Origin of the sequence: uncultured Shewanella sp. (genome assembly GCF_947491715.1) — a bacterium.
In the GTDB taxonomy this organism is placed as follows: Bacteria; Pseudomonadota; Gammaproteobacteria; order Enterobacterales; family Shewanellaceae; genus Shewanella.
Window position 1 is genome coordinate 62,394 of sequence record NZ_CANLKR010000007.1, and the last position, 25,049, is coordinate 87,442.

Annotated in this window: 23 protein-coding genes; 8 read left to right on the top strand and 15 right to left on the bottom strand. The window is 41.9% G+C overall.

Annotated elements, in window-relative coordinates:
• Positions 1–39: 39 nt before the first annotated feature.
• Both Q0779_RS07735 and Q0779_RS07740 read right to left on the bottom strand, forming a co-directional pair.
• A complete protein-coding gene (locus tag Q0779_RS07735; protein WP_298771289.1) occupies positions 40–3,198 on the bottom strand; it encodes an efflux RND transporter permease subunit in 3,159 nt (1,052 codons plus the stop codon).
• A 13-nt stretch (positions 3,199–3,211) separates the two neighbouring features.
• Positions 3,212–4,459, bottom strand: a complete 1,248-nt coding sequence (locus Q0779_RS07740; RefSeq protein WP_298771291.1) for an efflux RND transporter periplasmic adaptor subunit — start codon at positions 4,457–4,459, stop codon at positions 3,212–3,214.
• 257 nt (positions 4,460–4,716) lie between these two features.
• Here Q0779_RS07740 and Q0779_RS07745 point away from each other — a divergent pair, with 257 nt between their 5' ends.
• Positions 4,717–5,328, top strand: coding sequence for a TetR/AcrR family transcriptional regulator (locus Q0779_RS07745; protein ID WP_298771293.1), 612 nt, complete (start codon positions 4,717–4,719; stop codon positions 5,326–5,328).
• Positions 5,329–5,353: 25 nt separating this feature from the next.
• Here the strand turns inward: Q0779_RS07745 and Q0779_RS07750 are convergent, their stop codons facing one another.
• The 9 genes from Q0779_RS07750 to Q0779_RS07790 form a co-directional block, all read right to left on the bottom strand.
• The gene (locus tag Q0779_RS07750) at positions 5,354–5,908 is read right to left on the bottom strand and encodes a class I SAM-dependent methyltransferase (protein ID WP_298771295.1); all 555 of its coding nucleotides are present in this window, start codon (positions 5,906–5,908) and stop codon (positions 5,354–5,356) included.
• Between the two features lie 82 nt (positions 5,909–5,990).
• Positions 5,991–6,386 carry a hypothetical protein gene (locus Q0779_RS07755; RefSeq protein ID WP_298771297.1) on the bottom strand — a complete coding sequence of 132 codons (396 nt, stop codon included), beginning with the start codon at positions 6,384–6,386 and terminating at the stop codon, positions 5,991–5,993.
• Positions 6,387–6,400: 14 nt separating this feature from the next.
• Positions 6,401–6,868: a hypothetical protein gene (locus Q0779_RS07760; protein ID WP_298771300.1), complete on the bottom strand. Its 468-nt coding sequence runs from the start codon at positions 6,866–6,868 to the stop codon at positions 6,401–6,403.
• Positions 6,869–7,111: 243 nt separating this feature from the next.
• Positions 7,112–7,921, bottom strand: coding sequence for a hypothetical protein (locus tag Q0779_RS07765; protein WP_298771302.1), 810 nt, complete (start codon positions 7,919–7,921; stop codon positions 7,112–7,114).
• A 12-nt stretch (positions 7,922–7,933) separates the two neighbouring features.
• Positions 7,934–8,365, bottom strand: a complete 432-nt coding sequence (locus tag Q0779_RS07770; RefSeq protein ID WP_298771304.1) for a CesT family type III secretion system chaperone — start codon at positions 8,363–8,365, stop codon at positions 7,934–7,936.
• A gap of 189 nt (positions 8,366–8,554) precedes the next feature.
• Positions 8,555–8,878: a hypothetical protein gene (locus Q0779_RS07775; RefSeq protein WP_298771306.1), complete on the bottom strand. Its 324-nt coding sequence runs from the start codon at positions 8,876–8,878 to the stop codon at positions 8,555–8,557.
• A 21-nt stretch (positions 8,879–8,899) separates the two neighbouring features.
• The gene (locus tag Q0779_RS07780) at positions 8,900–9,742 is read right to left on the bottom strand and encodes a methyltransferase domain-containing protein (RefSeq protein WP_298771308.1); all 843 of its coding nucleotides are present in this window, start codon (positions 9,740–9,742) and stop codon (positions 8,900–8,902) included.
• A 41-nt stretch (positions 9,743–9,783) separates the two neighbouring features.
• Positions 9,784–10,896: an aminoglycoside phosphotransferase family protein gene (locus tag Q0779_RS07785; RefSeq protein WP_298771310.1), complete on the bottom strand. Its 1,113-nt coding sequence runs from the start codon at positions 10,894–10,896 to the stop codon at positions 9,784–9,786.
• A 9-nt stretch (positions 10,897–10,905) separates the two neighbouring features.
• Positions 10,906–12,141, bottom strand: coding sequence for a hypothetical protein (locus tag Q0779_RS07790; RefSeq protein ID WP_298771312.1), 1,236 nt, complete (start codon positions 12,139–12,141; stop codon positions 10,906–10,908).
• A 623-nt stretch (positions 12,142–12,764) separates the two neighbouring features.
• Here Q0779_RS07790 and gmk point away from each other — a divergent pair.
• From gmk to trmH, 5 genes are all read left to right on the top strand, one after another.
• Entirely contained in the window at positions 12,765–13,388 is a 624-nt protein-coding gene (gmk, locus tag Q0779_RS07795; protein WP_298771314.1) for a guanylate kinase, read from the top strand.
• Between the two features lie 61 nt (positions 13,389–13,449).
• Entirely contained in the window at positions 13,450–13,734 is a 285-nt protein-coding gene (rpoZ, locus tag Q0779_RS07800) for a DNA-directed RNA polymerase subunit omega (RefSeq protein WP_248939912.1), read from the top strand.
• Between the two features lie 13 nt (positions 13,735–13,747).
• On the top strand, positions 13,748–15,853 hold the full coding sequence (spoT, locus tag Q0779_RS07805; RefSeq protein ID WP_298771319.1) for a bifunctional GTP diphosphokinase/guanosine-3',5'-bis pyrophosphate 3'-pyrophosphohydrolase: 2,106 nt from the start codon (positions 13,748–13,750) through the stop codon (positions 15,851–15,853).
• A gap of 21 nt (positions 15,854–15,874) precedes the next feature.
• Positions 15,875–16,258, top strand: coding sequence for a RidA family protein (locus Q0779_RS07810; protein ID WP_298771321.1), 384 nt, complete (start codon positions 15,875–15,877; stop codon positions 16,256–16,258).
• A 95-nt stretch (positions 16,259–16,353) separates the two neighbouring features.
• Positions 16,354–17,046 (top strand): tRNA (guanosine(18)-2'-O)-methyltransferase TrmH, encoded by a 693-nt coding sequence (gene trmH, locus Q0779_RS07815; RefSeq protein WP_298771323.1) that lies wholly within the window; start codon positions 16,354–16,356, stop codon positions 17,044–17,046.
• Positions 17,047–17,136: 90 nt separating this feature from the next.
• Here trmH and Q0779_RS07820 read toward each other — a convergent pair whose 3' ends face one another.
• A complete protein-coding gene (locus Q0779_RS07820; RefSeq protein WP_298771326.1) occupies positions 17,137–17,481 on the bottom strand; it encodes a hypothetical protein in 345 nt (114 codons plus the stop codon).
• Positions 17,482–17,744: 263 nt separating this feature from the next.
• Here Q0779_RS07820 and Q0779_RS07825 point away from each other — a divergent pair, with 263 nt between their 5' ends.
• On the top strand, positions 17,745–18,095 hold the full coding sequence (locus Q0779_RS07825; protein ID WP_298771328.1) for a hypothetical protein: 351 nt from the start codon (positions 17,745–17,747) through the stop codon (positions 18,093–18,095).
• Between the two features lie 36 nt (positions 18,096–18,131).
• Here the strand turns inward: Q0779_RS07825 and Q0779_RS07830 are convergent, their stop codons facing one another.
• The 3 genes from Q0779_RS07830 to Q0779_RS07840 all read right to left on the bottom strand — a co-directional run bounded on the left by Q0779_RS07830 (position 18,132) and on the right by Q0779_RS07840 (position 21,819).
• Positions 18,132–18,596, bottom strand: a complete 465-nt coding sequence (locus tag Q0779_RS07830) for a hemerythrin domain-containing protein (RefSeq protein WP_298771330.1) — start codon at positions 18,594–18,596, stop codon at positions 18,132–18,134.
• Between the two features lie 72 nt (positions 18,597–18,668).
• On the bottom strand, positions 18,669–21,035 hold the full coding sequence (locus Q0779_RS07835; RefSeq protein WP_298771332.1) for a phosphoketolase family protein: 2,367 nt from the start codon (positions 21,033–21,035) through the stop codon (positions 18,669–18,671).
• A 322-nt stretch (positions 21,036–21,357) separates the two neighbouring features.
• A complete protein-coding gene (locus Q0779_RS07840) occupies positions 21,358–21,819 on the bottom strand; it encodes a hemerythrin domain-containing protein (protein WP_298771334.1) in 462 nt (153 codons plus the stop codon).
• Positions 21,820–22,199: 380 nt separating this feature from the next.
• Here Q0779_RS07840 and uvrA point away from each other — a divergent pair, with 380 nt between their 5' ends.
• Positions 22,200–25,037, top strand: a complete 2,838-nt coding sequence (uvrA, locus tag Q0779_RS07845) for an excinuclease ABC subunit UvrA (protein ID WP_298771336.1) — start codon at positions 22,200–22,202, stop codon at positions 25,035–25,037.
• The last annotated feature ends 12 nt before the right edge of the window (positions 25,038–25,049 follow it).

Sequence of the window (25,049 nt, forward strand, 5' to 3'; positions counted from 1 at the left end):
GACGGTTAAAACAAGGTCATATTGGTACTCACGGCTCCACTACTGTTCGATTGCTTTGTGTTTTTTGTGTTCTTTTTGCTCGCCTCTTCTGGCTAAAAAGAAATAAAACAATGGCGTCAGCAAGAGTCCAAACACGGTCACACCAATCATACCGGCAAACACTGCGACACCGATAGCTTGACGCATTTCAGCACCCGCGCCAGTTGAAAATACCATAGGGACAACCCCCATGATAAACGCAATGGATGTCATTAAGATAGGACGTAATCGTAAACGTGCCGCATCTAAAATGGCTTCCATGGGTGATGCGCCTTCATCTTGCCTTTCTTTTGCAAATTCAACAATTAATATAGCATTTTTAGTCGCGAGCCCCACCAATACAATCAAGCCAATCTGAGTGAAAATATTATTATCACCACCATAAAGCAAGACACCACTCATCGCCGATAACAAGGTCATAGGAATGATCAAAATAATGGCTAAAGGTAAAGACAAACTTTCATACTGTGCCGCAAGCACCATAAAGACCAGTAAGATCACCAACGGGAAGACAATTAAACCTGTATTGCCAGCCAAAATTTGCTGGTATGTCAACTCAGTCCATTCATATGTCATACCATTAGGCAATGTTTCTGCTAAAATTTTCTCAATGGCAGCTTGCGCCTGACCTGAACTGTAACCCGGTGCGGGCCCACCATTTAACTCTGCTGTGGTAAAGCCGTTGTAATGCATCACACGATCGGGCCCAGCAATATTACTCACGGTCACAAATGAGCCAAGAGGCACCATATCTCCTTGGTTGTTAGGCACTTTTAACTGACTGATTTGCTCAGGACTTTGCCTAAAGGCTTCATCGGCCTGAATATTGACCTGATAGGTTCGACCAAACTGATTAAAATCATTGACATAAGTCGACCCCATATAAGCTTGCAAGGTTTGGAAAACTTCATTGAGTGACACCCCTTGTTGCTTCGCTTTGGTGCGATCCACATCCAAGTCAAGCTGAGGGACATTCACTTGATAACTCGAGAAAACTCCCGTCAATTCGGGTGTTGCCCAGGCTTTTTGCATCACTTGCATAGTGACTTTGTACAGCTCTTCGTAGCCCAGATTCGCTCTGTCTTCAATTTGTAATCTAAAGCCGCCAATGGTGCCTAACCCTTGAACAGGTGGTGGCGGAAAAATCGCAATGAAAGCATCTTGAATACCCGCAAATTGACGATTTAAATCGGCGGCAATGGCATTGGCAGATAGGCTCGGATCCGTACGATCGGCAAAATCTTTTAATGGCGTAAACACAATACCGCTATTGGGGCTATTGGTGAAACCATTGATACTCAACCCTGGAAACGCGACAGAATGATCCACACCTGGATGCGCCATGGCAATGCGTGACATTTCTTTAATCACGGCTTCCGTTCTATCAAGGGATGCTGCATCAGGAAGCTGGGCAAAGGCAATCAAATATTGCTTGTCTTGTCCTGGTACATAACCTGTTGGCGTCGAATTAAACTGTAATCCAGCAACGCCAACCAGCGCAATATACAGCACACCAAAAATCACCCCTAAACGAATGACTTTTTTCACCAACCAAACATAACCGTTAGACGCACGATTGAAAAAGCGATTAAAAGGGGTAAATAACCAAGTGCCAAACACTTTGTCCATGCCCCGTGTTAATACATCTTTTTTCTCATTACGGCCTTTTAGGAGTAAAGCCGATAATGCTGGACTCAAGGTTAATGAGTTAATCGCTGAAATAAATGTCGAAATGGTAATGGTTAATGCAAACTGCTTATAAAACTGCCCCGTCAGTCCTGACATGAATGCGGTAGGAATAAACACAGCCGCTAACACTAAGGTGGTTGCGACAATCGGTCCAGTCACCTCCCTCATTGCTTTTTGTGTCGCTGCAATGGGGGCTAATCCTTCGGCAATATTGCGTTCAACGTTTTCCACCACCACAATGGCATCATCCACGACAATACCAATGGCGAGTACGAGACCAAATAATGACAATGCATTAAGAGAGAATCCCATAAGGTACATGAAAGTAAAAGTACCAATGAGCGATACCGGTACCGCCACTAAGGGAATAATGGAAGCGCGCCATGTTTGTAGAAACAACACAACCACAAGCACCACTAACAATACGGCTTCTAATAAGGTCTTGACTACAGCCTTGATGGAATCTCGAACAAAAACGGTTGGATCGTAAACAATCGAGTAACTTAATCCTTCAGGAAAATGCTCAGACAGCTCTGCCATTCGGCTTCGCACATCATCAGAAATTTGAATCGCATTGGACCCTGACGCCTGGAAAATAGGGATAGCCACCGCATCTTTATTATCGAGTAATGAACGTAATGAATAACTTGAGGCGCCCAGCTCCACTCTTGCCACATCTTTTAAACGCGTGACTTCGCCTTGCTGGCCCACTTGAATGATAATATCTTCAAATTCTTCAACTGTGGTTAAACGGCCTTTCACGTTGATCAATAATTGAAAATCTGCATCACCACTGGGCTGGGAACCTAGGCTTCCCGCAGCCGCTTGCTGATTTTGCTCACGAACGGCAGCAATAATTTGTGTTGGAGACATTCCCAATGCAGACACTTTATTCGGATCAAGCCAGATCCGTAAACTGTATTCTCCAGCGCCAAATAAGCGCACCGCCCCCACACCTTCAATGCGGGCTAACTCATCTTTGACATTAAGCGCGGCATAATTTGACAAATACAACATGTCATAACGGTCATCGGGAGAGGTTAAATGCACCACCATGGTTAAATCCGGTGAGGACTTTTCGGTAATGATCCCTAAGCGCTGCACTTCTTGTGGCAATCTCGGTTTTGCCCTATCCACCCGACTTTGCACTTGTGTTTGTGCTCTATCGACATCGGTGCCAATGGCAAAAGTAATCGTCAGCGTCATACGACCATCAGAGGTGGCTTGAGAAGACATATACAACATGTCTTCTACGCCATTAATCTCTTGCTCAAGGGGCGATGCCACCGTATCGGCAATGACTTTAGGGTTAGCACCAGGATAATTCGCTGTCACTACCACCGTTGGCGGAACCACTTCTGGGTATTCTGTAATGGGTAATTGCCAAACAGCAATCATGCCTGTGATCACAAAAATCATTGAGATCACGGCCGCAAATATCGGCCTTTTAATAAAAAATTGCGAAAACATACAACCGCTCCTTTTATCCGCGATTTGGTTGTGAGGCAGTATTAACTGTTAGGGCATCGTCGCTATTTGCATCAAAGAGTTGTTGCTCACGCTGCAATTGAGTCAGTTGCGCTTTTGTTGCCATTTCTACTTTATTTTCTGTTACTTGCATGCTTGGTCTAACTCGCTGCAGTCCATTTACGACTATCTTGTCATTGGCTGTTAAGCCACTGCTAACAATACGTAGCCCATTGATTTTCTCGCCGAGTACCACAGGGCGGTATTCCAGTTTTTGTTCATTATTGACGACCAATACAAATTTATTATTCAAGTCTGTGCCAATGGCTTTTTCATCAATTAAAATACCTTGATAAGCATCACCACTCATAAGCTTAATTCGAGCAAATAAGCCAGGTAATAAACTTTGATCGTCATTATCGAAGGTTGCTCGAAGACGTATGGTCCCTGTGCGTGGATTGATGGCATTGTCCACAAAATCAATATGGCCTAAGTGACGGTAGTCTTTATCATTCGCGAGCGCCATATACACTTGACTGCCTTGGGTTTGTTCACCCTTTAATCGAGCCTTGTTCATTAATTGGGTATAGCCAAGGTAGCTTTGCTCATCCACATCAAAATAAGCATACATTTTCTCTGTGGACACGAGTCGAGTCAGCTCTGTTTGCCCCGCTGTGACATAGTTGCCCGCAGTCACTTGTGCATAAGACACTCTGCCTGTGATCGGCGCTTTAATTTGCGTATACGCAAGATCTAACTGAGCACGAGTGAGCGCCGCTTGCTGCGAATTCACACTGGCTGCCGCTTGATGTTTAGTGGCCAAACGTGCTTCTAAGGTCTCTTCAGATACTGCTTGTTTACGATATAATTTTTCAGCCCTAGCATATTCGCTATCGGCTAATTTTTTCGCCGCTGTAGCGCTCTTTAATTGCGCCTGTAGGCGTGAGACTTCCGTTTTAAAAGGCGCTGCATCAATTTGAAACAATAACTCTCCTTCATTGACGAGCGCCCCTTCTTTAAAGTTCACCTTTTGAATATAACCTGACACTCTTGGCATCAGCTGTACCGTCTGTGGCGCTTGCAAACGGCCCGTAAATTGATCCCATTCCGTTATTCGCTGCGACACCACATCGGCCACATCTACTGTCGGTGCGGGCATTGCTGCAGAGGCAGGAGCGTTCACTTCAGAACCTCCACAAGCTGTTAACACTAAGGCCGTAATGCTGCTTAAAATAAAAAGTCTCATAGTGTATTGTTTACTCATGGCAATGCCCCTAATTTATTTGCTCACCTTGAACTGAGATTATTCAAGGGTGAATAATATGTTTATGTACCGATCGGTAAATATAACGATTTTTTAATCTCTGTCAACATTTTTTGTACTGATTGGTATGAAAATATTTTATTTATGTGATAAAATAGCCAGAATGGCTAAAAGCGAATAGACAAGCCGTCGAAATAGTATGCAATAGCGCATCATTTAAAACGTCAATGAATGTGTCCTAGAAAGAGGAAAACAATATGTCTCCAACGTGCAATGGTCAGTCAATAGGTCGTCCTCGCGCCTTTGATCTAGAGCAAGCGTTAGAAAAAGCATTGGATGTTTTTTGGCGTAAAGGTTATGAAGGGGCTTCACTGGCGGATTTAACCCAAGCAATGGGCATTAACAAGCCCAGCTTATACTCCGCCTTTGGTAATAAAGAACAGTTATTTTTAAAAGCCATTGATCTTTACGAGCAGCGTCCTTGTGGGTATTTTTTACCCGCTCTAGAGCAAAAAACCGCCTATGATGTTGCCTTATTCATGCTCAAAGGGGCTGCGATGAGCTTAACAAACACAGAGCACCCCCAAGGCTGTATTATCGTGCAAAGTGCCTTAACCTGTAGTGAGTCAGGAGCAAGTGTTAAAGAAGCCCTTATTCAAAGACGTCGTGAAAATGAAGAAAAGTTGTACCAACGATTCGTGCGTGCACACCAAGAAGGCGATTTAACAGAAGATACCAACCCTTGCGTGCTGGCTAAATATTTAATCACAGTCTTACAAGGCATGGCTATTCAAGTCACTAATGGCGCGACGAAAGAAGAATTAGATCGAGTAGCACAAGTGGTGTTAAAGGCATTTGCTAAGCCCTAGCGGTGATATCCATAGCGCTATATCGCTACAAATGATAGGTATACACCTTAGTGCGATACAGATCCGTTACTTTTGTGGTACGTATAGGCCGATGATCAGGCAGAGCAAAGGTATTACTGATTAATTGGCGATGAGATGAAGCCTGCATTGGCTGGGTGTATCTTTGTTGCTTAAGCTTGCTTGCAAGATGCTGCATGCCCTTTGGAAATAAGTAACAGCAATAAATCTGAAAAGGTAACAAATCAACCGTTAAAAAATTCTCTCGTTTGAAAGTGATATTACTCAACCCTGCCAGTTTTGCCCACATCACAGACACCAACCAAGGAAAGAAAGACAGCTCAAAACCTGTCACTTTTACATTCGGATAAGCTTTAGCAATGGCAATACTCACATGGCCCCATCCTGAGCCTAAATCCGCAATGGCTTGGGTATCATTATCGACACTAAGCTGCTCGAGCATGGCTCGGCGCACCTTAGCGCTACTCGGCATAGGTGAAATCCCAACCTTTAGTGTCGAGATAATAATACTCATCCCTATGACTAAGGTGAATATTAAGCACACCACTTCAAATAGATTCAAGTGATTTTTTCTTCCATCAATCGAAACAACATATCACTAAAATATCATTAAAGCGGCAAATATACCTAATCAGACTGCGTCATTACACGCGATCATCACCTTGTATGCTTGTTACTTCACCTTGTCTTCTCATGCCCTCTAGATTTTGCATTCTCGCACGCAACTCATCACTTTCATTGCGTCCTTGAAGTTGAGTCGAATTAGGCTTAAAGGCACTCTCTGTTGCAACATCTGGCGTGGTAAAAAATTTATAAGTTTCTGACTGTAACCCTCGTATAGCAGATGAGTACTGCTGACTTTTTTGGGTGATTTCCGCACTTTCCGCTTTCTTTAATTGTTCAAGGTGAACACTGTCTTTACCAATACTGTCTAAAATCCCTTTAATTATCGTTTCATTAGCTTCCATTTTTAATTCGGTATAAAAATTTGAAACTGAAACCGATGAGTTCAAACCTAAATCAGGTGTAATACCAGACATAATACTATTCTCTCTTAAATAAAATGGATATGATTCGATGTGGATTGTGGCTTGTTATTAACTTGATTAGACTGCAAACGCTGTGGCGTTCCTACTTCATTACGAATTTGCTCTCGCCAATATTTCAGTCCGTCGATCACTTTTTCAAGGCTAACACTGGGCTTTAACCTAAGTTCTTGCTGATTAAGTACCAAGTGTACTTCTACCGCATCAGCATTTTCAGAAAGCGAGACAATCGGCGCCGCATTAATCGCGTTATTTCTATTGGCGATCAGCATACTTTGTTGCATAGATGGGGACAGTTCCCCCACATGAAACTGGCCAAAAATCGTGACTTGGTAACCCGCTTCAGGCTTAAATAGCGTAACAAGCATGTCATCATTGACCGCTAACTGACAAATGCCCTTCTCATCAAAAGTAAAAAATTGATCTGTGCCGCTAATTTTAAGCCCTTTAAGCCATTTGTCTCTAAAATCAATCATGCGTTAACCTGTTTGTTTACCCTTTCAAAATCAGTCCAAAATCCAACACTCTCGTCTCTTAGTGAGGAATTGTTGCAAAAACGACCGATATTTGGCTATCAGATTAATCATAAACTTTCGAAAAACACACTCGACTTTAGTCCAAAACCCACTGCTAATTTAAATCTATCTAAAACCAAAAAAGCTCAGAAAGATATTATTTCTAAGCTTTTTATACTATAAAATGTAAGATAGTTAAGATAATTAATCTAACGACTTAGCATCGCTGCAAAAAGTACCAAAATTAATATTACCAATCATTTCATCTTGTAATTTATCAATAACCTGCTGTCTTAAGTGTGGAAATTCACTTGTTACTGCTTTCAGTTTATTTTTTATACCCGTAGCTGAATAAATCAACATTGAATCATTTTCTGTCAAGTAATTCTGAGAAATCAGCTCAGTCAAAGAGTCATATTCGGTATTTTCCAACTGTTCTCTCAAGAGAACTCCTCTATATTCTCCAGTACCACCAGCACGATTACTGAGCACAATTTCATTGTCACCAAAATGTGCTATAAATCTGGAACCGTCATTAGGACATTCAGTAATACTCGAAAACAACGCACTACTATAATTTGGGTCATTCAATAACTGTCTGATTTGCCCTTGATCTTTAGAATCTTCACCCATTGTCTCAATACAGGTTTCAATATGATTTTCTCTTGAATGGCCATTTTTTAAAACACTATTAGCAAAATTTACTTCGGTTAAAACAGCATCAACCGATTGATTAATATTATTCATTTCCTGCAGCGAATTGGTTAGCTGACAAGCCCTTGTCGTAATTGCACTCTCACCTGAAGTTAGCATTCGAGCAAAAAAATCATACACTGCATTAGCCATTCGCCCTAATGTTGATGTTTCTTCTAGGCCAGAACGAGTAACACTAATCGTATTATTAATTTGTTTAACTTCATAATTTCTATCGCCCACTTTAAGTACACCATCAAGAATAACTTCATTCAAATTTTGTTGATGTATTGCTTGCAAATTATCAATAGAAATTGTCATTAATATTTTACCTCAAATAAAATTAAAAGACGTTACATTTGAAGAAACAACCGGAACATCTGTGTCAAAAACAACTGAACGCCAATACTCTAAACAATGAATAACTAAATTAACACCTTCCTTGCCACAATTAAGATCTTCTTCGCTCATAAGCAAATTAACTTCAATGGCATCGGCTGACTCAGATAAAGAAACCACTGGCGCTAATTGATTAGCGCTATTTCTATTTTCTATTAAGAGCTTTTTCATCACATCATTTGATAAATTCGCCACGGGTAGTTGACCAAAAATCACAAGATGATGCTCATATGTAGATTTCGATAAAGTTAAAATAAGCTCCTGATCAAGTGATAACTGACAAATACCTTTATCATCAAAACGTAAACCAGTCATACCTACCCTTCTAGCAAAGCTATTTAACCAAACATCTCGATAATCCAACATAGAAAACCTTAATTCTGAAATAACTTCAATTGTTTTAATTGCTCACAATATGATCGAATTGGCGGGTAATATCTATCAAATTTACTTCAAACTATCAAAAATACATCATCAAAATGTATAACTTTGTATCTATTCTTTAAATATAAAGCAGGCAAAAAAAATAGTTACTTACTCCATTAAAGCGACCACCTACTCATCCGGCTTTTCAAAGCAGACCATGCCATGACTAGGAAGATTTTTTAAATGAGCATCTTTAGGGATAGCATCATTTAAGGTGACATCGTCGACTTCATAAATTTTGTTCCAGCCTTGGTACTTCTTTAGATCGGCCTCAATTTGCGCTTTATCCATATCAGTGAAGTCTACACACGCAATTTGCATAAAACTGGCACCGGAGCCGAGCTTGGGCGCATCTGACTCATGAGGGTCGGATGCACATCCTGTGAGAGCAAACAACAATAGAGAGACCATAGTTAATATTAAGCGGAAGGGTAACAAGGAGGTTTTTTTCACTTTTTTATTTTCCAATGTAAACTATTTTTCTGCGACAAGATACATTCTGGGGTAAACGACACTTAGCAGCCCTTCCCCATTAGCCATTTTCTCAAATTCTGCACGCATTAACATCCTAAAACGCTGACAAAAATCTGCAGTGATCAGGCTAGGATCCGCATAATTTAGCGGATTTAAAACACTTAAAAACACATTGGACTCATATTGTGTCATGGTTTCATCCACATCCAACAAGAGTATTTGATCTTCTGACTCCATAAGCACCACTTTCAATCCTGCAAGTAACAGCTCTCTTGTCCATTGTGTTTCATCACTATAAAAGAAAATATCGGCTCGATACTGCCTCATAGCTTGCCGTATCTCACTATGACACAATAGCAATTTATTCAATGCCTTGGCAAAACACGTAGTGAAGTCGGGGCCGTAGGCCAATTGCGCAATAAAAACGCCCTTAGCCGTTAACGTTGCCGCAATTTTTTCGTAGCAGCTGACGCGATTTTTAATGTAATAAAGGGATGAATTAGCAAAGATGACATCTTTTTTATGATGGGTATCCAATCTCTCTATATCTTGTTGCTTAAAAAACAAGTTAGCTTTTTGATGGGTTTTCGATGCTTTTTCAATCATCTGAGCAGAAATATCCACTCCAATGACCTCAGCATGCGTCATATCGGCAAGTTGACGGGTAAAAGTACCTGGACCGCAACCAAGATCCAATATAGAGGAATTTGATTTAACCCTTTGTTTTAATAAAGAAAATGTTTTATCGAAAGCACGCCGCTGAGCAATGGCATTTGACTGATAATTTTCGCTACTGGCATTAAAGTTATTCATACCACTTTCCACACCTCGTTGAGATTTCATCCATGCTACTCCCATGAAAGTGGCAAGATCAATCCCTTGGCTTATGCCGCGGACAAATAGCGAATAAAATGGGCTTCTTGTGTCAGTAAATTTTTATAAAGTGTTAATTGATTAGCCGCCCTTTGTAAATTATGTTCAGCACTTTGAATAGTAAAATAGTGATCGCCCACTAAATAATCCGCCAAAAAACGCACTCCCAGCATGAAGCACATCAACCTCGCCCCCAACCATAAGCTTTGCTTTTCTGCGGCAGTGATAACTTCACCTAACTCAGACAAATACCCCTGACAGAGTGCGGCAAAAATAGGTTCACTGACTTTCAGCTGATTAAGCTCGGTAGAGTCCTCTTCAACGGTGGAGCAAAAAGTGCGAACCATATCACCGAAATCATATAATAAATAACCCGACATACAGGTATCAAGATCGATAACCGCCAGAGCCGTCATATCCTGTTTATTAAACAAAAGGTTATTGATTTTTGTATCATTGTGACAAATTCGCTTAGGCAAAGTCGGTAGCGTTTGATGGACCTCTTTAATAAGATCGGTTTGGCTATTGATAAAATCAACCCAATGCTGGCAAGCTTGTAACCTATTATGGGGATCCGATTTCACTCTTGCGTTTAACTGTGCTAAACGCATGGCTAAATGATGAAAATCAGGGATCACCTCTTGCATTTTTTCAGGATTAATCATCATAAGGTGACGACTAAAATGAGCAAATGCCCGCGCCGCTATTTCGGCCTGCTCAGGTGTCTCTACTTCTTCAATACAGTGACTACTCTCAATGTACTCCAAGGCTCGCCAAACCCCTTTTTCGCCCAAATCTAACATCAATTGCTGTGATTGAGTGAGCAATGGGCGAGCCACACTTAATTGGTATTGTGTATGGCTATTTGACTGTACTTGCGCTTTAGTCACTAAGCTTTGGTATACCAAATGGAGATTATCCATGACACTTTTAGGGCAAGTAAACACATGAGTATTGATCTTTTGCAGTACCATGGCACCTTGAGGCCACTTGACTAGAAATGTTGCATTAATATGACCATTACCTAATGGTGAAAGCGTTAATGTGTCGCCCAATTCAAGCCACTGAAGGCCAAAATGAGACAACACATGTTGCTTAATAAAATCTGTTAACCTGATATTCATGTTATATCTCTATAAATAATCCCCAAAGATTGGATTTTTCCCCAATATGGCTAAACTGCCCTTTAAGCTAAACTTATAACCACACAAACTGACACTGCCACGTTTAGCAATATCGGTAATAATCGCGGCATTATCTAATGGAGAGAAGCGCGCTTCAATAGCAGTGTCTTGCTTAATCGACACAGTCAATGGTCGGTACTTATCCCCATTGTTAAAGGTGAGTTCTGCACAGCTCTTATCCCCTTTAGCTTGCGCTAATGACCACAGTGTTTGTGGATCTTGGACTTCCCCTAACCAGCGCATAATCAAAATGTCATTTTCAAAGACTAAGCTAAAACCATCGGGTAATTTAGCTTCATGACGCTCAATGATAGGCTTAGGCAATGATGCGGCTTGTGGCAAACCGCTCGCCTCATCGCCGTTAAAACCCCACCACGACACTAGCACCATAGCAAACACCAATAAACTAGAACCACAGATCATGACTTTCCTATCGCATCTTTTAATACGCTCTTTCAGCCACTCTAATTGCGACTTTAATCCATTTGAGTCATCATTTTTAAAAAAGGAAAACACATTAAATTTAAAGCGAGGTGCTTGATTTGAATCATTGTATAAATCTTCCTCTGTCGCGCTATCATTGATAGATGAAACCGATTCGGACTCTTCCTGTGTAGAAGCCTGAATATTTTCTTGTAAGATAGCACCAGCTTGAGTTTCAGACTCACTCGACAACATAGCAAAATCTCTTTGACTGTCTTGAGCTTCACTCAGATCATTGCTCTGTAATGACAGTGTCGGTTCAACGCGCTTTTTACTTTTATGATGTTGACTCAACTCTGTATTTCCTCTGTTTATTTGAATACCTCTTCCAGCATACCCTTGAGTATACACACGCTTTCTATTCGACTTTAAGCTTGAAAAATATAGCAGCATACAAACTGCCAAGCTGATAAAAATCAGCAATAAAATAGCATTATCACTACTGACAAGTGTTGCTATAACCCCAATAAAGGGTAACAAAGGTAGCCAAATCCAGTGCCCAGGATAATCACTATCACGTAAACGACGCCTATGGGTTAGTAATAAAAAAGGCGTCAACAATGCTCCGAAAAAAAACAACCACGTTGTTGGTCCCAACAGCAAACTCAATAATAAAATAAGGCAGTAAATTCCCCCTGTAATCACTGCACTTCTTAAACCATTATCGTAACCTTTCACACACCAAAGAGAGATAAACTGCATAATGTTCTTTACTCACTCTAAAATTAGGTTTATTTATTATTATACCCGTGATACTTCAAGATGCCTGTTTTCAGAGTGCGTAAAAGTGCCTAATTCAAAGCGCTTGATTGCAGAAATGCTTACTGCCTTTTAAAGTCATGAGCGCAGAAGTAGGCACTTCTACACACTCCCAATAGGTTGGTTTAAAAGCCTTTTATACTACGTTACTAAACATTGACTTAGAATCACTAGGCTCACTGTTCAAAGCCTTGCCTAAAAGGCTTTTTATTCCAACTGAATCCTTCATCTTCAAGTATCACGGGTATAGCTACGGAAGCACAACTTCCGTTATGCGGAAATAAATGAACACAGTACTTCCGGCGGAAATAGCCTAGCGAATAAAGCCCTAAAAGTCAGGTGTCATGACTCTTTTTCTCCAGAAATTCATGTTGTTCTGCCCCTCTTTCTTCATCAAGCGATTTAAAGCACACTCGATAACAAGTTAGCGACAATTATGATTCAAACTGTTTTTTGTTGTAACAGCAAAAAAACAGTGCCATAAAAGCAGTGGCTATAGCATTCAAACTCTCACCCATATTATACTGCTCGAATCACCTTCATGTTTTCACTATCAGGTATTCTCAATGACCGCTCGCGGAAATTTATTTATTGTCTCAGCCCCCAGTGGCGCAGGTAAATCATCGCTTATCTCAGCGCTACTGGAAAATCAGCCAACCGATATGCAGGTCTCTGTCTCTCACACTACACGCCAACCTAGGCAAGGTGAAGTCGATGGTACACACTATCATTTTGTGACCCCAGATGACTTTAAGTCGCTCATAAAAGAAGGGGCTTTTTTTGAATGGGCAGAGGTCTTTGGCAACTTTTATGGGACATCTAGGATTACAATAGAAAACACATTAAATCAAGGCATTGATGTATTTTTAGATATTGACTGGCAAGGCGCACAACAAGTGAAGAAAATCATGCCTGAGGCTATTGGTGTATTCATCTTGCCACCATCAAAAAGCGAACTCGAACGTCGCTTAACTGGGCGTGGGCAAGATAGTGCTGAGGTCATTAACAGTCGCATGGCTCAAGCCGTATCGGAAATGTCACATTACAATGAATATGATTATGTCATTATCAATGACAATTTTATTACTGCACAACAGGATTTATTGGCCATTATTCACAGCCAAAGACTGACTGCGACTAGCCAAATTCATGCACATAATGGTATGCTTAAAGATCTGTTGGCAGAGTAGCTAGCATAGTGTACAATTCTGCGTCATTTTTTCGATCGATAACACATTGGAGTTTCATTACATGGCTCGCGTAACTGTAGAAGACGCCGTAGAACAAATCGGCAACCGTTTTGACATGATCCTAGTTGCAGCGCGTCGTGCTCGCCAAATCGCCGTTCAGGGTAAAGACCCTATGGTTGATGAAGAGAACGATAAGCCAACTGTTATTGCTTTACGTGAAATCGAATTAGGTCTAGTCACAGCAGATACTTTAGATGCTGCTGAACGCCAAACCGTTCGTGAACGTGAAGCGGCTGAAATTGCTGCTGTGGCTGCAATTGCTGAAGGTCGTAGCCATATCCTATAGGGAGTAGTGCCACTTGTATCTGTTTGAAGGTCTTAGGGAGTCTGCTTCCGCTTATTTAGAGCAAGAGCAGCTAGAATTACTCATCAAGGCCTACAAGGTAGCACATGCTGCCCATGAAGGTCAGATGCGCACCAGTGGCGAACCTTATATCACCCATCCGGTTGCGGTCGCCCGCATACTGGCCGAAATGCGTCTCGATCATGAGACGCTGATGGCTGCTTTGCTGCATGATACCATTGAAGATACCCCTGTTACTCGCGAAGAGCTGGCAGCGTTATTTGGCGATGCCGTTGCCGAATTAGTCGAAGGGGTCTCTAAACTCGATAAGCTTAAATTTCGCGATAAAAAAGAAGCCCAAGCCGAAAACTTTCGCAAAATGATGATGGCCATGACGCAAGATATTCGTGTCATTCTCATTAAGCTCGCCGATAGAACCCACAATATGCGCACGTTAGGGGCATTGCGTCCTGATAAGCGTCGCCGCATCGCCCGTGAAACCTTAGAAATTTACGCCCCCATCGCCAATCGTCTCGGTATACACAATATTAAGACCGAATTGGAAGATTTAGGCTTTCAAGCCTATTATCCGATGCGCCATCGCGTATTAAAAGAGGTCGTCAAAGCAGCAAGGGGCAATCGAAACGAACTCATTGCCAGCATTGAAGGTGCCATCGCCACTCGCTTAGAAGACACTGAGCTTATCGGTAAGGTCAAAGGTCGCGAGAAAAACCTCTACTCCATCTACAATAAAATGAAAAACAAAGAGCTACAATTCCAAGAAGTAATGGATATTTATGCTTTTCGTATCATTGTAGACTCCATCGATACTTGCTATCGCGTCATGGGCGCCATGCATGGCTTATATAAACCCCGTCCAGGTCGCTTTAAAGATTATATTGCCATTCCCAAAGCGAACGGCTATCAATCATTACACACCTCGCTTTTTGGTCCTTTAGGTGTGCCTGTCGAAATACAAATTCGCACCGAAGACATGGATCAAATGGCCGATAAAGGTGTCGCTGCACATTGGCTTTATAAAAAAGGTGGCTCGCAGGAGCAAGGCACAACCACTCAGCTGCGTGCGCGTAAGTGGATGCAAAGCTTATTAGAGCTACAACAAAGTGCCAGCACCTCCTTTGAATTTGTTGAAAATGTCAAAACAGAGCTCTTCCCTGAAGAAATTTATGTCTTCACCCCCGAAGGCCGAATTTTAGAACTCCCCGTTGGGGCGACTGCCGTCGACTTTGCCTATGAAGTGCATACCGATGTGGGCAATACCTGTGTCGGTGCACGCGTCAACCGTCAGGCTTATCCGTTAAGCCAGCCACTTATTTCAGGGCAAACTGTCGAGATCATTACTGCAAAAGGGGTCAGACCCAATGCCGCTTGGCTTAATTTTGTAGTCACAGGAAAAGCACGCGCTAAAATTCGTCATTTATTGAAAAATCTCAAAGCCGATGACGCCGTAGTTTTAGGGAAGCGTTTGCTGAATCATGCATTGGGAGAGCACAGCCTAGATTGCATTCCACAAGAGCAGATTGAGCAAGTACTCACCGATACCAAGCATGAGTCTTTAGAGGACTTGCTTGCCGATATTGGTTTAGGCAATGCCATGAGTATCGTGATAGCCCAGCGTCTCATTGGCGCCCATATTGAAGACGCGAAAGATAAAGACACCCATACTATGTCTATTCGCGGCGCTGAAGGCATGCTTGTCACCTTCGCCAACTGCTGCCGCCCTATTCCAGGTGATGCTGTTATTGCGCATGTGAGTCCAGGTAAAGGACTCGTCATTCATATGGAGAGTTGCGCTAATATCCGTGGTTATCAAGATGAGCCTAATAAGTATATTGCCGTTGAATGGGATACAGGGGATGGTGAAGAATACCAAGCTAATCTGCGTATTGAAATTGTGAATCATCAAGGGGCATTAGCCAAAATCACCTCCATTGTGGCCGCAGAAGGGTCGAACATTCATAACCTCAGCACTGAAGAACGTGATGGCCGAGTGTTTTTAATTAATTTGCGTGTTTCAGTCAAAGATCGTATTCATTTAGCGAATGTAATGCGCCGAATTCGGGTGCTACCTGAAGTCTTGCGCACGTCACGAAATCGATAGTCAACCTTTAGAGAGAACGTCATGGCAGAAAAAATCATTATCGCAACTGATAAAGCCCCTCAAGCAATTGGCACGTATTCTCAAGCTGTCAAAGTGGGCAGTACTGTGTATTTATCAGGACAGATCCCCTTGGTTCCTGACACCATGCAAATGGTCAGCGAGGAGTTTGCTCCGCAAGTGGTACAGGTTTTTGAAAACTTAACCGCGGTATGCCAAGCCGCTGGTGGTCAACTGAGCGATATTGTCAAACTCAATATCTTTTTAACTGACTTAAGTCATTTTGCAACTGTTAACGAAATCATGGGGCAATATTTTAAACAGCCCTTCCCTGCTCGCGCCGCCATTGGTGTGAAGCAACTGCCAAAAGATTCATTGGTTGAAATGGATGGGATCATGGAGCTTTAATCTCCGTCCTCTTCAAGTACCATAAAACAAGGGCGCTAAGGCGCTCTTTTGCTATCGGCTTTCACTCCACGATAATAAAAATAAGAAATATCATCATGAGCCCAGAACGTTTCACCCGCATTAATACCATGCTCAATAATCGCCAGCCCGATCTCACCCTTTGCCTCGATAAAGTGCATAAGTGTAATAACATTGCTGCGGTTATTCGTACGGCTGATGCCGTTGGTATTCATGAAATTCATGCAGTTTGGCCTGACATTGAAATGCGCGTATCTGGTAATACCGCATCGGGCAGCCAGCAGTGGGTCAACACAGTGAAACATCACCATATGAGTGAGGCCGTCAGTACTTTTCGCGCAAAAGACATGCAAATTTTAGCCACTAACTTCTCTGAAACAGCAAAAGATTTTCGAGAAATTGATTATACTCGCCCAACGGTGGTGCTATTAGGGAACGAGCGTGATGGCGTGAGCGAAGAGGGCATTGCCAGCGCCGATCAGCACATTATCATTCCCATGCAAGGCATGGTGCAATCCTTAAATGTCTCCGTTGCTGCAGCGCTTGTCATGTATGAGGCCCAGCGTCAACGCCAAGCAGCAGGCATGTATGGCGAATGTAAACTCGATGACGAATATTGTCAGATAAAACTCTTTGAACAAGGCCACCCCATTTACGCCAAAGCCTGCAAACGTAAAAACCTGCCTTATCCCGCCATAGACGATAAAGGGCAAATTGTCGCCAGCGATGAGTGGTGGCAAGCCATGCGAGCGCCAAGTGCTGAGAGCTAGGTTTTTTCCATGATGAATCAAAAGACCAGTGAACTTAAAGTGACATAATCAATGATTTATTGGGACTATGTCACTCTTGCATATTATACCCTAAAGTACTCCGATATAGACAGGTGTGGGGCTGGCAGCATAAATCGGTAAGGTGGCACAGCTTCCCTCGCCTTCATAATAAAAAATGGCTTGTCCTTTGTCTTTTTTAATGGATTGCAGCATGCTGGTCCACATGGCACAAGTAGCGATGGATACACCATTTTTTTCCGTTTTTAAATTGCAAATATCGGTATAATCTCCCCTGCCCGAATGCCACACATTCACTTTGCCATCTTTATAAACCAATATACGTTCTAAAGAGACAACGCAATGAAAAGCTGCAAAACTTGCAGCGCTAAATAACACGCTCAATGCCATACTCATCGTCAATATGGCTGTTTTCATTTTTATCATCATTCAATCAATCCGTTTTATATACCCGTCATACTACTCACTAATGACAACCTAATGCACATGCACTAAGTCTTGGTATTCTATACTAAAATTCTATACTGAAAAAGTAATTAACGAATTGAAAATTAATTAAAATTATTCATTATCCAAAAATAACCTTAAGCCATACCAATACTTTTGGCTAGATAAAAAGTGCGATATTTGAAAATTGGCATATGCTTAATACAAGATTATTCATACTAAAGGAATGTATTATGTCTCATCGCTCATCTACCCTTGTTATTAGCAGTTTATTTATGAGTGCGTTTCTCATTATGGCGTTTATCATTAGCTTTATCTTTTTCAATCATGCCATTGCGGCTGAAATGGATGGCCCAATGCCGCCAAAACCTCCGCTTGCAAAAATGAGTTTAGAATTGGATGTCACATCGGATCAATTACTCATGTGTATGAAAGAGGGCAAGCCCGCATCGCCTGGAGATAAACCCGATAAAGCAGCGATGCTAACATGCTTACAAAATGCCAATCCTGCTATAACGCAGGAGAAAATGGATGAAGTCATGAAGAAAAATATGCCGATGCCCAAAGGTAAGCCTCAGCAATAGCCTAACGTTAATGCCAGTCAGTGCGCCCTCACATGTTTATGCATATTGCCACTGACTGGCAATCACTTCCCAGTCTTTATCGGTCAACAATTTATTGGCAACGGGAAAAAATGTGTTTTCTTCAGTATCGATATGATCAAAATATTGCCGTAAATAATCTTCGATGATCGCAATGACCTCCTGTCGGCTCAATTCCGAATCCACTAATATCTTTAAGCTATCGGCGATTTCATAGAAATGTTTATGGGCATGCTCAAGCGCTAAAATACTAGGGTGTAATGAAACATGATTATCCACCAATCGCTTTCGAATAACCTCTTCATTTTGGTGATGAACCCTTTCTTTTTGACTATGCAACACAGTCAAAAAATGGAACAAATCGTCATTGTCTTTAAGCGGTGAATCATTTGCCTTCAACTTAACCAATAGTCTTTCCACTTCATCGATTGTTACTGATGTGTCTTGATGATAGGCGTAAAGCTCTTTAAGCAAAGGATGCATATTTCCTCCTGAAGCGGATCTAGGCATCAGCACAGGTGCTTATGCCTTCATCCTTTAATTATAGATGAGGACTTACCTATGCCATACCCAATTTGCGATCCCTTCAGGATCGACACCATTCTCTTTAATATAATTTCGATGATCGACTAAGGCTTGTAACATATTGGTCGTGATCTCAATATGCTGCATTTCATCTATCACTGCCTGCTGAAACAATTTATAAGCCATGTCGATAACTAAATGATATCGAGACGTCGCATTCCTAACCCCCATATCAAAAGGAGTGGTGGTTGAGCCTTCCTCTTCATAGCCTTTAATTCTAAATCGTTTACTGCCGCTGTAATCAAAAATCAATTTTTTAATGGTATTGGGGTAGCCATGATAATTAAAAACCACCCCTTTATCTTGAGTGAACACCTCATCCATCAACCAAGGTTTCTCTTGAAATTCAATACTGCCCAATCCGCTGCTGGTCAACTCTGTGACAGACACAAACCGAATTTTCACACGAGGCAATAATTCTCGAATGAGCACTAATGCCGCCATAGACTCTTGAGTCACGTAATCACCGCAAGCAGCAAGGACAATATCAGGATGGTTATCAGAAGCAAAATCCCAGACCATGACGCCATTTTCAGCTTGTTTTCGTGCTTCGGCTAAGGTTAGCCATTGCGGTAAGTCCTTTTTTCCCGCCACAAGAATATTCAGTTTATCTCGCCCTTCAAATGCTCGCTCTGTGTACACTAATGTACTGTTGCCATCTGCAGGTAGGTAAGCTGAAATGATTTTAGGGTGTTTTTCTAACATCGCTCCGAGGAAGGATGGGTTTTGATGAGAATAACCATTATGATCTTGCCGCTCTAATAACGAAGAAAGCACAACATTGCAGGCTGGAATGGGTTTTCTAAACGACACCCCCTTACTGGCATAAACATACTTGCAATATTGATCGGCCATCGACGAGACGACTTGAGAAAAAGACTCATAGGTCGGAAAAATAGCATGTCGTCCCGTCACCGTATAACCGTGTAGCATACCAAAAAGTAAATTTTCAGAAAGCAGCTCAATGACCCGCCCTTCACGGGACATATCTTTATCCCAGTCTTCTATTGGCCATTGCCATGCCCTGTTGGTTTCTTCAAACACAGCTTGTAGTTGATTAGAATAGGTTTCATCAGGACTGAATATTCTCAAATTAGACTGATTACGATTGAGCTTAAACGCTTCTCGCATCCACTGCCCCATTTTATTCATCGATCGGCCGCGCTGTCCTCGAGGCGTTTCAGGACCATATGCCAATGTCTCTAATTGAGGCTTAGCTAACGCCCTGACAATTTCTCCCCCGTAACTCAATCGCTGCTGACCACATGTCAACGTATTAGAAGGCAGTAAAGAACGAATGTCCTCATCAAATATAAGCTCACCTTGCTCATTAATTTCATATAATTCATCTATCTCATAACTGGCTAACCATTTGTCTAACGCCGCTAAGTGCCCTTTATCTGTTGCACATTGACCGACAATCACTTGATGTGATTGGCAGTTTCCAGCTAATTTCTCTCCTTCATAACTCTCTACTCCTGTCCAACCTTTTGCAGTACGCATTAAAATGACTGGCCATTTAGGTTTGACGATATCTTCACCACCTCTTACTCGTGTTTGAATATCTTTTATCATGGCATAAGCCATATCCATGGCTTGTGCCATTTGCACAAAGACATCCTCTGCTAATTCATCATCGACAATAATAGGGTGATAACCCAAGCCTTTGAACTCATAAGTGAGCTCTTCATGACTCATACGCCCCATGCGTGTGGGGCCCGATATTTTATAACCATTAATGTGCACAATCGGTAAAACAGCACCATTAGTTTTGGGTGATACCAGTCGATTGGCATACCAAGATGCGGCAAGCGGCCCCGTTTCGGACTCTCCATCACCAATTAATACTGCTGCAATTAATTCTGGATTGTCTAATACCGCCCCCCAAGCCACCGACAAAGAATAGCCAAGCTCTCCCCCTTCTAGAATTTGACCTGGTGCTTCAGGATTGGCATGTGAGGGGTAACCATAAGCAGCTGAGAATTTTTTACATATATCCTCAACCCCTTTTTCGTTATAAGGGATTCTTTCAGGGTAAAAATGGCTCAAGGAGCCTTCAAGGAATAAATTGGCTTGAATGGCAGGAAAGCCATGACCAGGCCCCACCAAATAAATAAAATTCTGTTTAGATTTAACAATTAAACGATTAATATTGGCATAAACAAAATTGATCCCAGGGCAGGTCCCCCAATGACCTAACAACCTAGGTTTAATATCAGCATGGATCAGTGGACGTTTGTATAATACATTTTGCTTTAAATAGATTTGCGACGTCGCTAAAAAATTGGTGACTCGCACATATTTTTTTAGCGCAATAATCTCTTGAACTTCGCTCATAACATCCCTCACAAAATCATGAAAAAGAACCGCTCACCCAACCCATTGATGCCGTAAAGCACAAAAAATTGAGCTTTCTCATAAACACTATATGGCTCTTTAATGATAGAGAATGTGCGCTATATCAGAGTTTACGAAAAGAGTTCAACAGAATAAGAGTATAGTACAAAGATGCAAAATAGATTTGATATTAAAACACATAAAAACAATGCCTTAAGAAAGACAACAAAAGACGAAAGAGGCTCATATTTCAATCCGCCTTTAACACCTATCGGCAAAAAACTGAATGCCATTGCTAACCATTCACATTATGCAATAAACATTATTCTTTCCATTGAGCACGGATCGTTTCCCAATCATTCGACGTTAAATATTTATCTGCCATCGGAAAAAAAATATTCTCTTCACCATCAATATGATCATAATATTTTCTAATATAATCATCGATTATTGCAGCCATTTCTTTATGACTTAGTTCAGAATCCACCAACAACTTAAGATGATCGGCAATACGATCAAAACCGTGATGATCATTTTCTAAATCCTGTATTCTAGGGTGTAAAGGAAGCTCGGTTGCCACCAATTGCTGACGGATCAATTCTTCATTTAGATGGTGTCGCCGCTCAGCATCAGAATGTAAAAGAGATAATAATTGAAACACGGGTTTGACATCAGCCAGTGATGAGCGTTTATATTTCACTTGAGTCAGTAAACCTGACAGTTCATCAATTACCTTTGATGCATCATGATGATAATCATAAAGCTCTTGTAATAATGGATGCATATTCCCTCCCTTAACTCGCTATCGCCAAACACATTAATGAATAAACTTTAATCGATAATGAAATGAAGTTCTGTGCGTCACATCACTGTTAGTCTAAAAAATTACCTTAAGCCATCGTTGTAACACCAGACGAAAAACAGCCATTATCAAACAGTGATTCAAAGAACTCTTCAGTGGTTACTCGTCTTGCCATCCTTTTTAGGCTTGCTATGCTTATACCCTATTCCAAAGAGATTAACGCCAACATAAATCACAAGCCTAAAGTCAATCGAAAATAGTAGATAAAATGGATTTGAGAATATAGCCAAGGTTAGCGTTTTGCACAGCTCCATGACTGTGGCATAATCAGTCTCTTTTTTACGGCGGAGCCAGAGAGATAGATGGACAATATTGAAGTACGTGGAGCGCGGACTCACAATCTCAAAAATATTAACCTGACCATACCAAGAGACAAACTCATCGTCATTACAGGGCTATCTGGTTCAGGTAAATCGTCTCTGGCATTTGATACCCTCTACGCCGAAGGACAAAGGCGATATGTCGAATCGCTGTCGGCCTATGCCCGCCAATTTTTAAGCCTCATGGAAAAGCCTGATGTGGATCATATCGAAGGATTAAGTCCGGCTATTTCTATTGAGCAGAAATCAACGTCTCACAACCCTCGTTCGACCGTTGGAACGATTACCGAAATTTATGATTATTTACGCTTGTTATTTGCCCGTGTCGGAGAGCCTCGCTGTCCTAGCCATGGCTTACCGCTCGCCGCACAAACCGTGAGTCAAATTGTTGATAAGATATTGATGTTACCTGAGGGTAGCAGACAAATGCTCTTAGCCCCAGTGGTGAATAATCGTAAGGGTGAGCATGTCAAATTACTCGACAGCCTAGCAGCGCAAGGCTACATTCGAGCACGTATTGATGGTGAAGTATGTGATTTGTCCGATCCGCCAACCCTTGACTTACATATCAAACATACCATTGAAGTGGTGGTTGATCGCTTTAAAGTCCGTGATGACATTGGGCAGCGACTCGCAGAATCGGTTGAAACCACGCTAGAGTTATCCGGCGGTTTGGCCATTGTGGCCAGTATGGATAGCAATGACAATAACACGCCCAGTGAAGAACAAGTGTTTTCTGCCAACTTTGCTTGTCCAACATGCGGCTACTCTATGGCTGAGCTAGAGCCTCGGGTTTTTTCTTTTAATAATCCCGCTGGCGCCTGTCAAACCTGTGATGGCTTAGGTGTGCAACAATTTTTTGATCCCGAACGCGTCATCACCAACAGTGAATTATCTTTAGCTGGCGGTGCAATTCGAGGCTGGGATAGACGTAATTTCTATTATTTTCAAATGCTCACTTCATTGGCCGAGCATTATGAATTTGATATTGAAAAACCCTTTGAGCAGCTCGAAAAATCCATTCAAAAAATTATCCTCTACGGCTCAGGTAAACAAAGCATCGCCTTTAAGTATATTAATGACAGAGGCGACGTTGTCGTACGCAATCATCCCTTTGAAGGGATTTTAAACAATATGGATAGGCGTTATCGCGAAACAGAATCAAACTCTGTTCGCGATGAGCTCAACAAATTCATCAATACTCAAGCCTGCCAAACCTGTGATGGCTCACGCCTGCGTGAAGAAGCGCGCAATGTATTCATTGAAGATTTAAATTTACCTAAGCTTAATCAATGGTCCATTGGTGAAGCTATGAATTACTTTGAGCAATTATCACTGGAAGGCCAACGCGCCCAAATTGCCGATAAGATTTTAAAAGAGATCCGTGATCGCTTAGGCTTCTTAGTCAATGTGGGATTAAATTATTTAAGTTTATCCCGCTCTGCAGAAACCTTGTCAGGTGGAGAAGCACAACGAATCCGCCTTGCAAGTCAGATTGGTGCAGGTCTTGTTGGGGTCATGTATGTATTAGATGAACCTTCTATTGGCCTTCATCAACGGGATAATGAACGATTATTGAAAACCTTATTGCATCTTCGCGATCTCGGCAACACAGTGATTGTTGTAGAACATGACGAGGATGCCATTCGCATGGCGGATCATGTGATTGATATCGGTCCTGGCGCTGGCGTTCATGGTGGTGAAGTCATCAGTGAAGGGACACTAAACGATATTCTTGCCTCAAAAGAATCGATTACAGGGCAATATTTGTCCGGCACGAAAACCATTCACATCGACTCAGAAAGAGTCACCTATAATCCAGAAAAGCTAATTGAACTCAATGGCGCCACAGGAAACAACCTTAAAAATGTTGATTTGACCATTCCAGTGGGCTTATTTACCTGTATCACGGGTGTCTCTGGCTCAGGAAAATCTACCTTAATCAATGACACTTTTTACAAAATTGCCCATATTCAATTAAATGGTGCCACCGTTGATGAACCTTCACCTTATAAAAGCATTACGGGGATGGATCACTGCGATAAAGTGGTAGACATAGATCAAAGCCCCATAGGACGAACCCCGCGATCCAACCCTGCGACTTACACTGGTATATTCACGCCCATCCGTGAAATTTTTGCCGCTACTCAAGAATCGAGAACGCGAGGGTATCAACCCGGTCGTTTTTCTTTTAACGTCAAAGGTGGCCGCTGTGAAGCTTGCCAAGGCGATGGCCTCATAAAAGTAGAGATGCACTTTTTACCCGATGTGTATGTACCTTGTGATACCTGTAAAGGCAAACGTTACAATCGTGAAACCTTAGACGTTAAATTTAAAGGTAAAAATATTCACGAAGTCTTACAAATGACCGTTGAAGAGGCTCGCCCCTTCTTTGATGCCATTCCTGCTGTCGCCCGCAAATTGCAAACCTTAATGGATGTCGGCTTGTCTTACATTCGCCTAGGACAAAGTGCGACCACCTTATCTGGAGGCGAAGCACAAAGGGTTAAGTTGGCTAAGGAACTCTCAAAACGTGACACAGGAAAAACCTTATACATTCTCGATGAACCCACCACAGGTCTTCACTTTGCCGATATTCAAATGCTCCTTGATGTATTGCATCGCTTGAAATCCCACGGGAATACTATTGTAGTGATCGAACATAATTTGGATGTGATTAAAACCGCAGACTGGATTATTGATCTCGGCCCTGAAGGGGGGGATGGCGGCGGTACCATTTTAGCTTATGGTACTCCCGAAGAGGTTGCTGAGCACCCCACATCACACACAGCTCGCTTTTTAAAACCCTTACTAACCTAAGTACTCTGACGG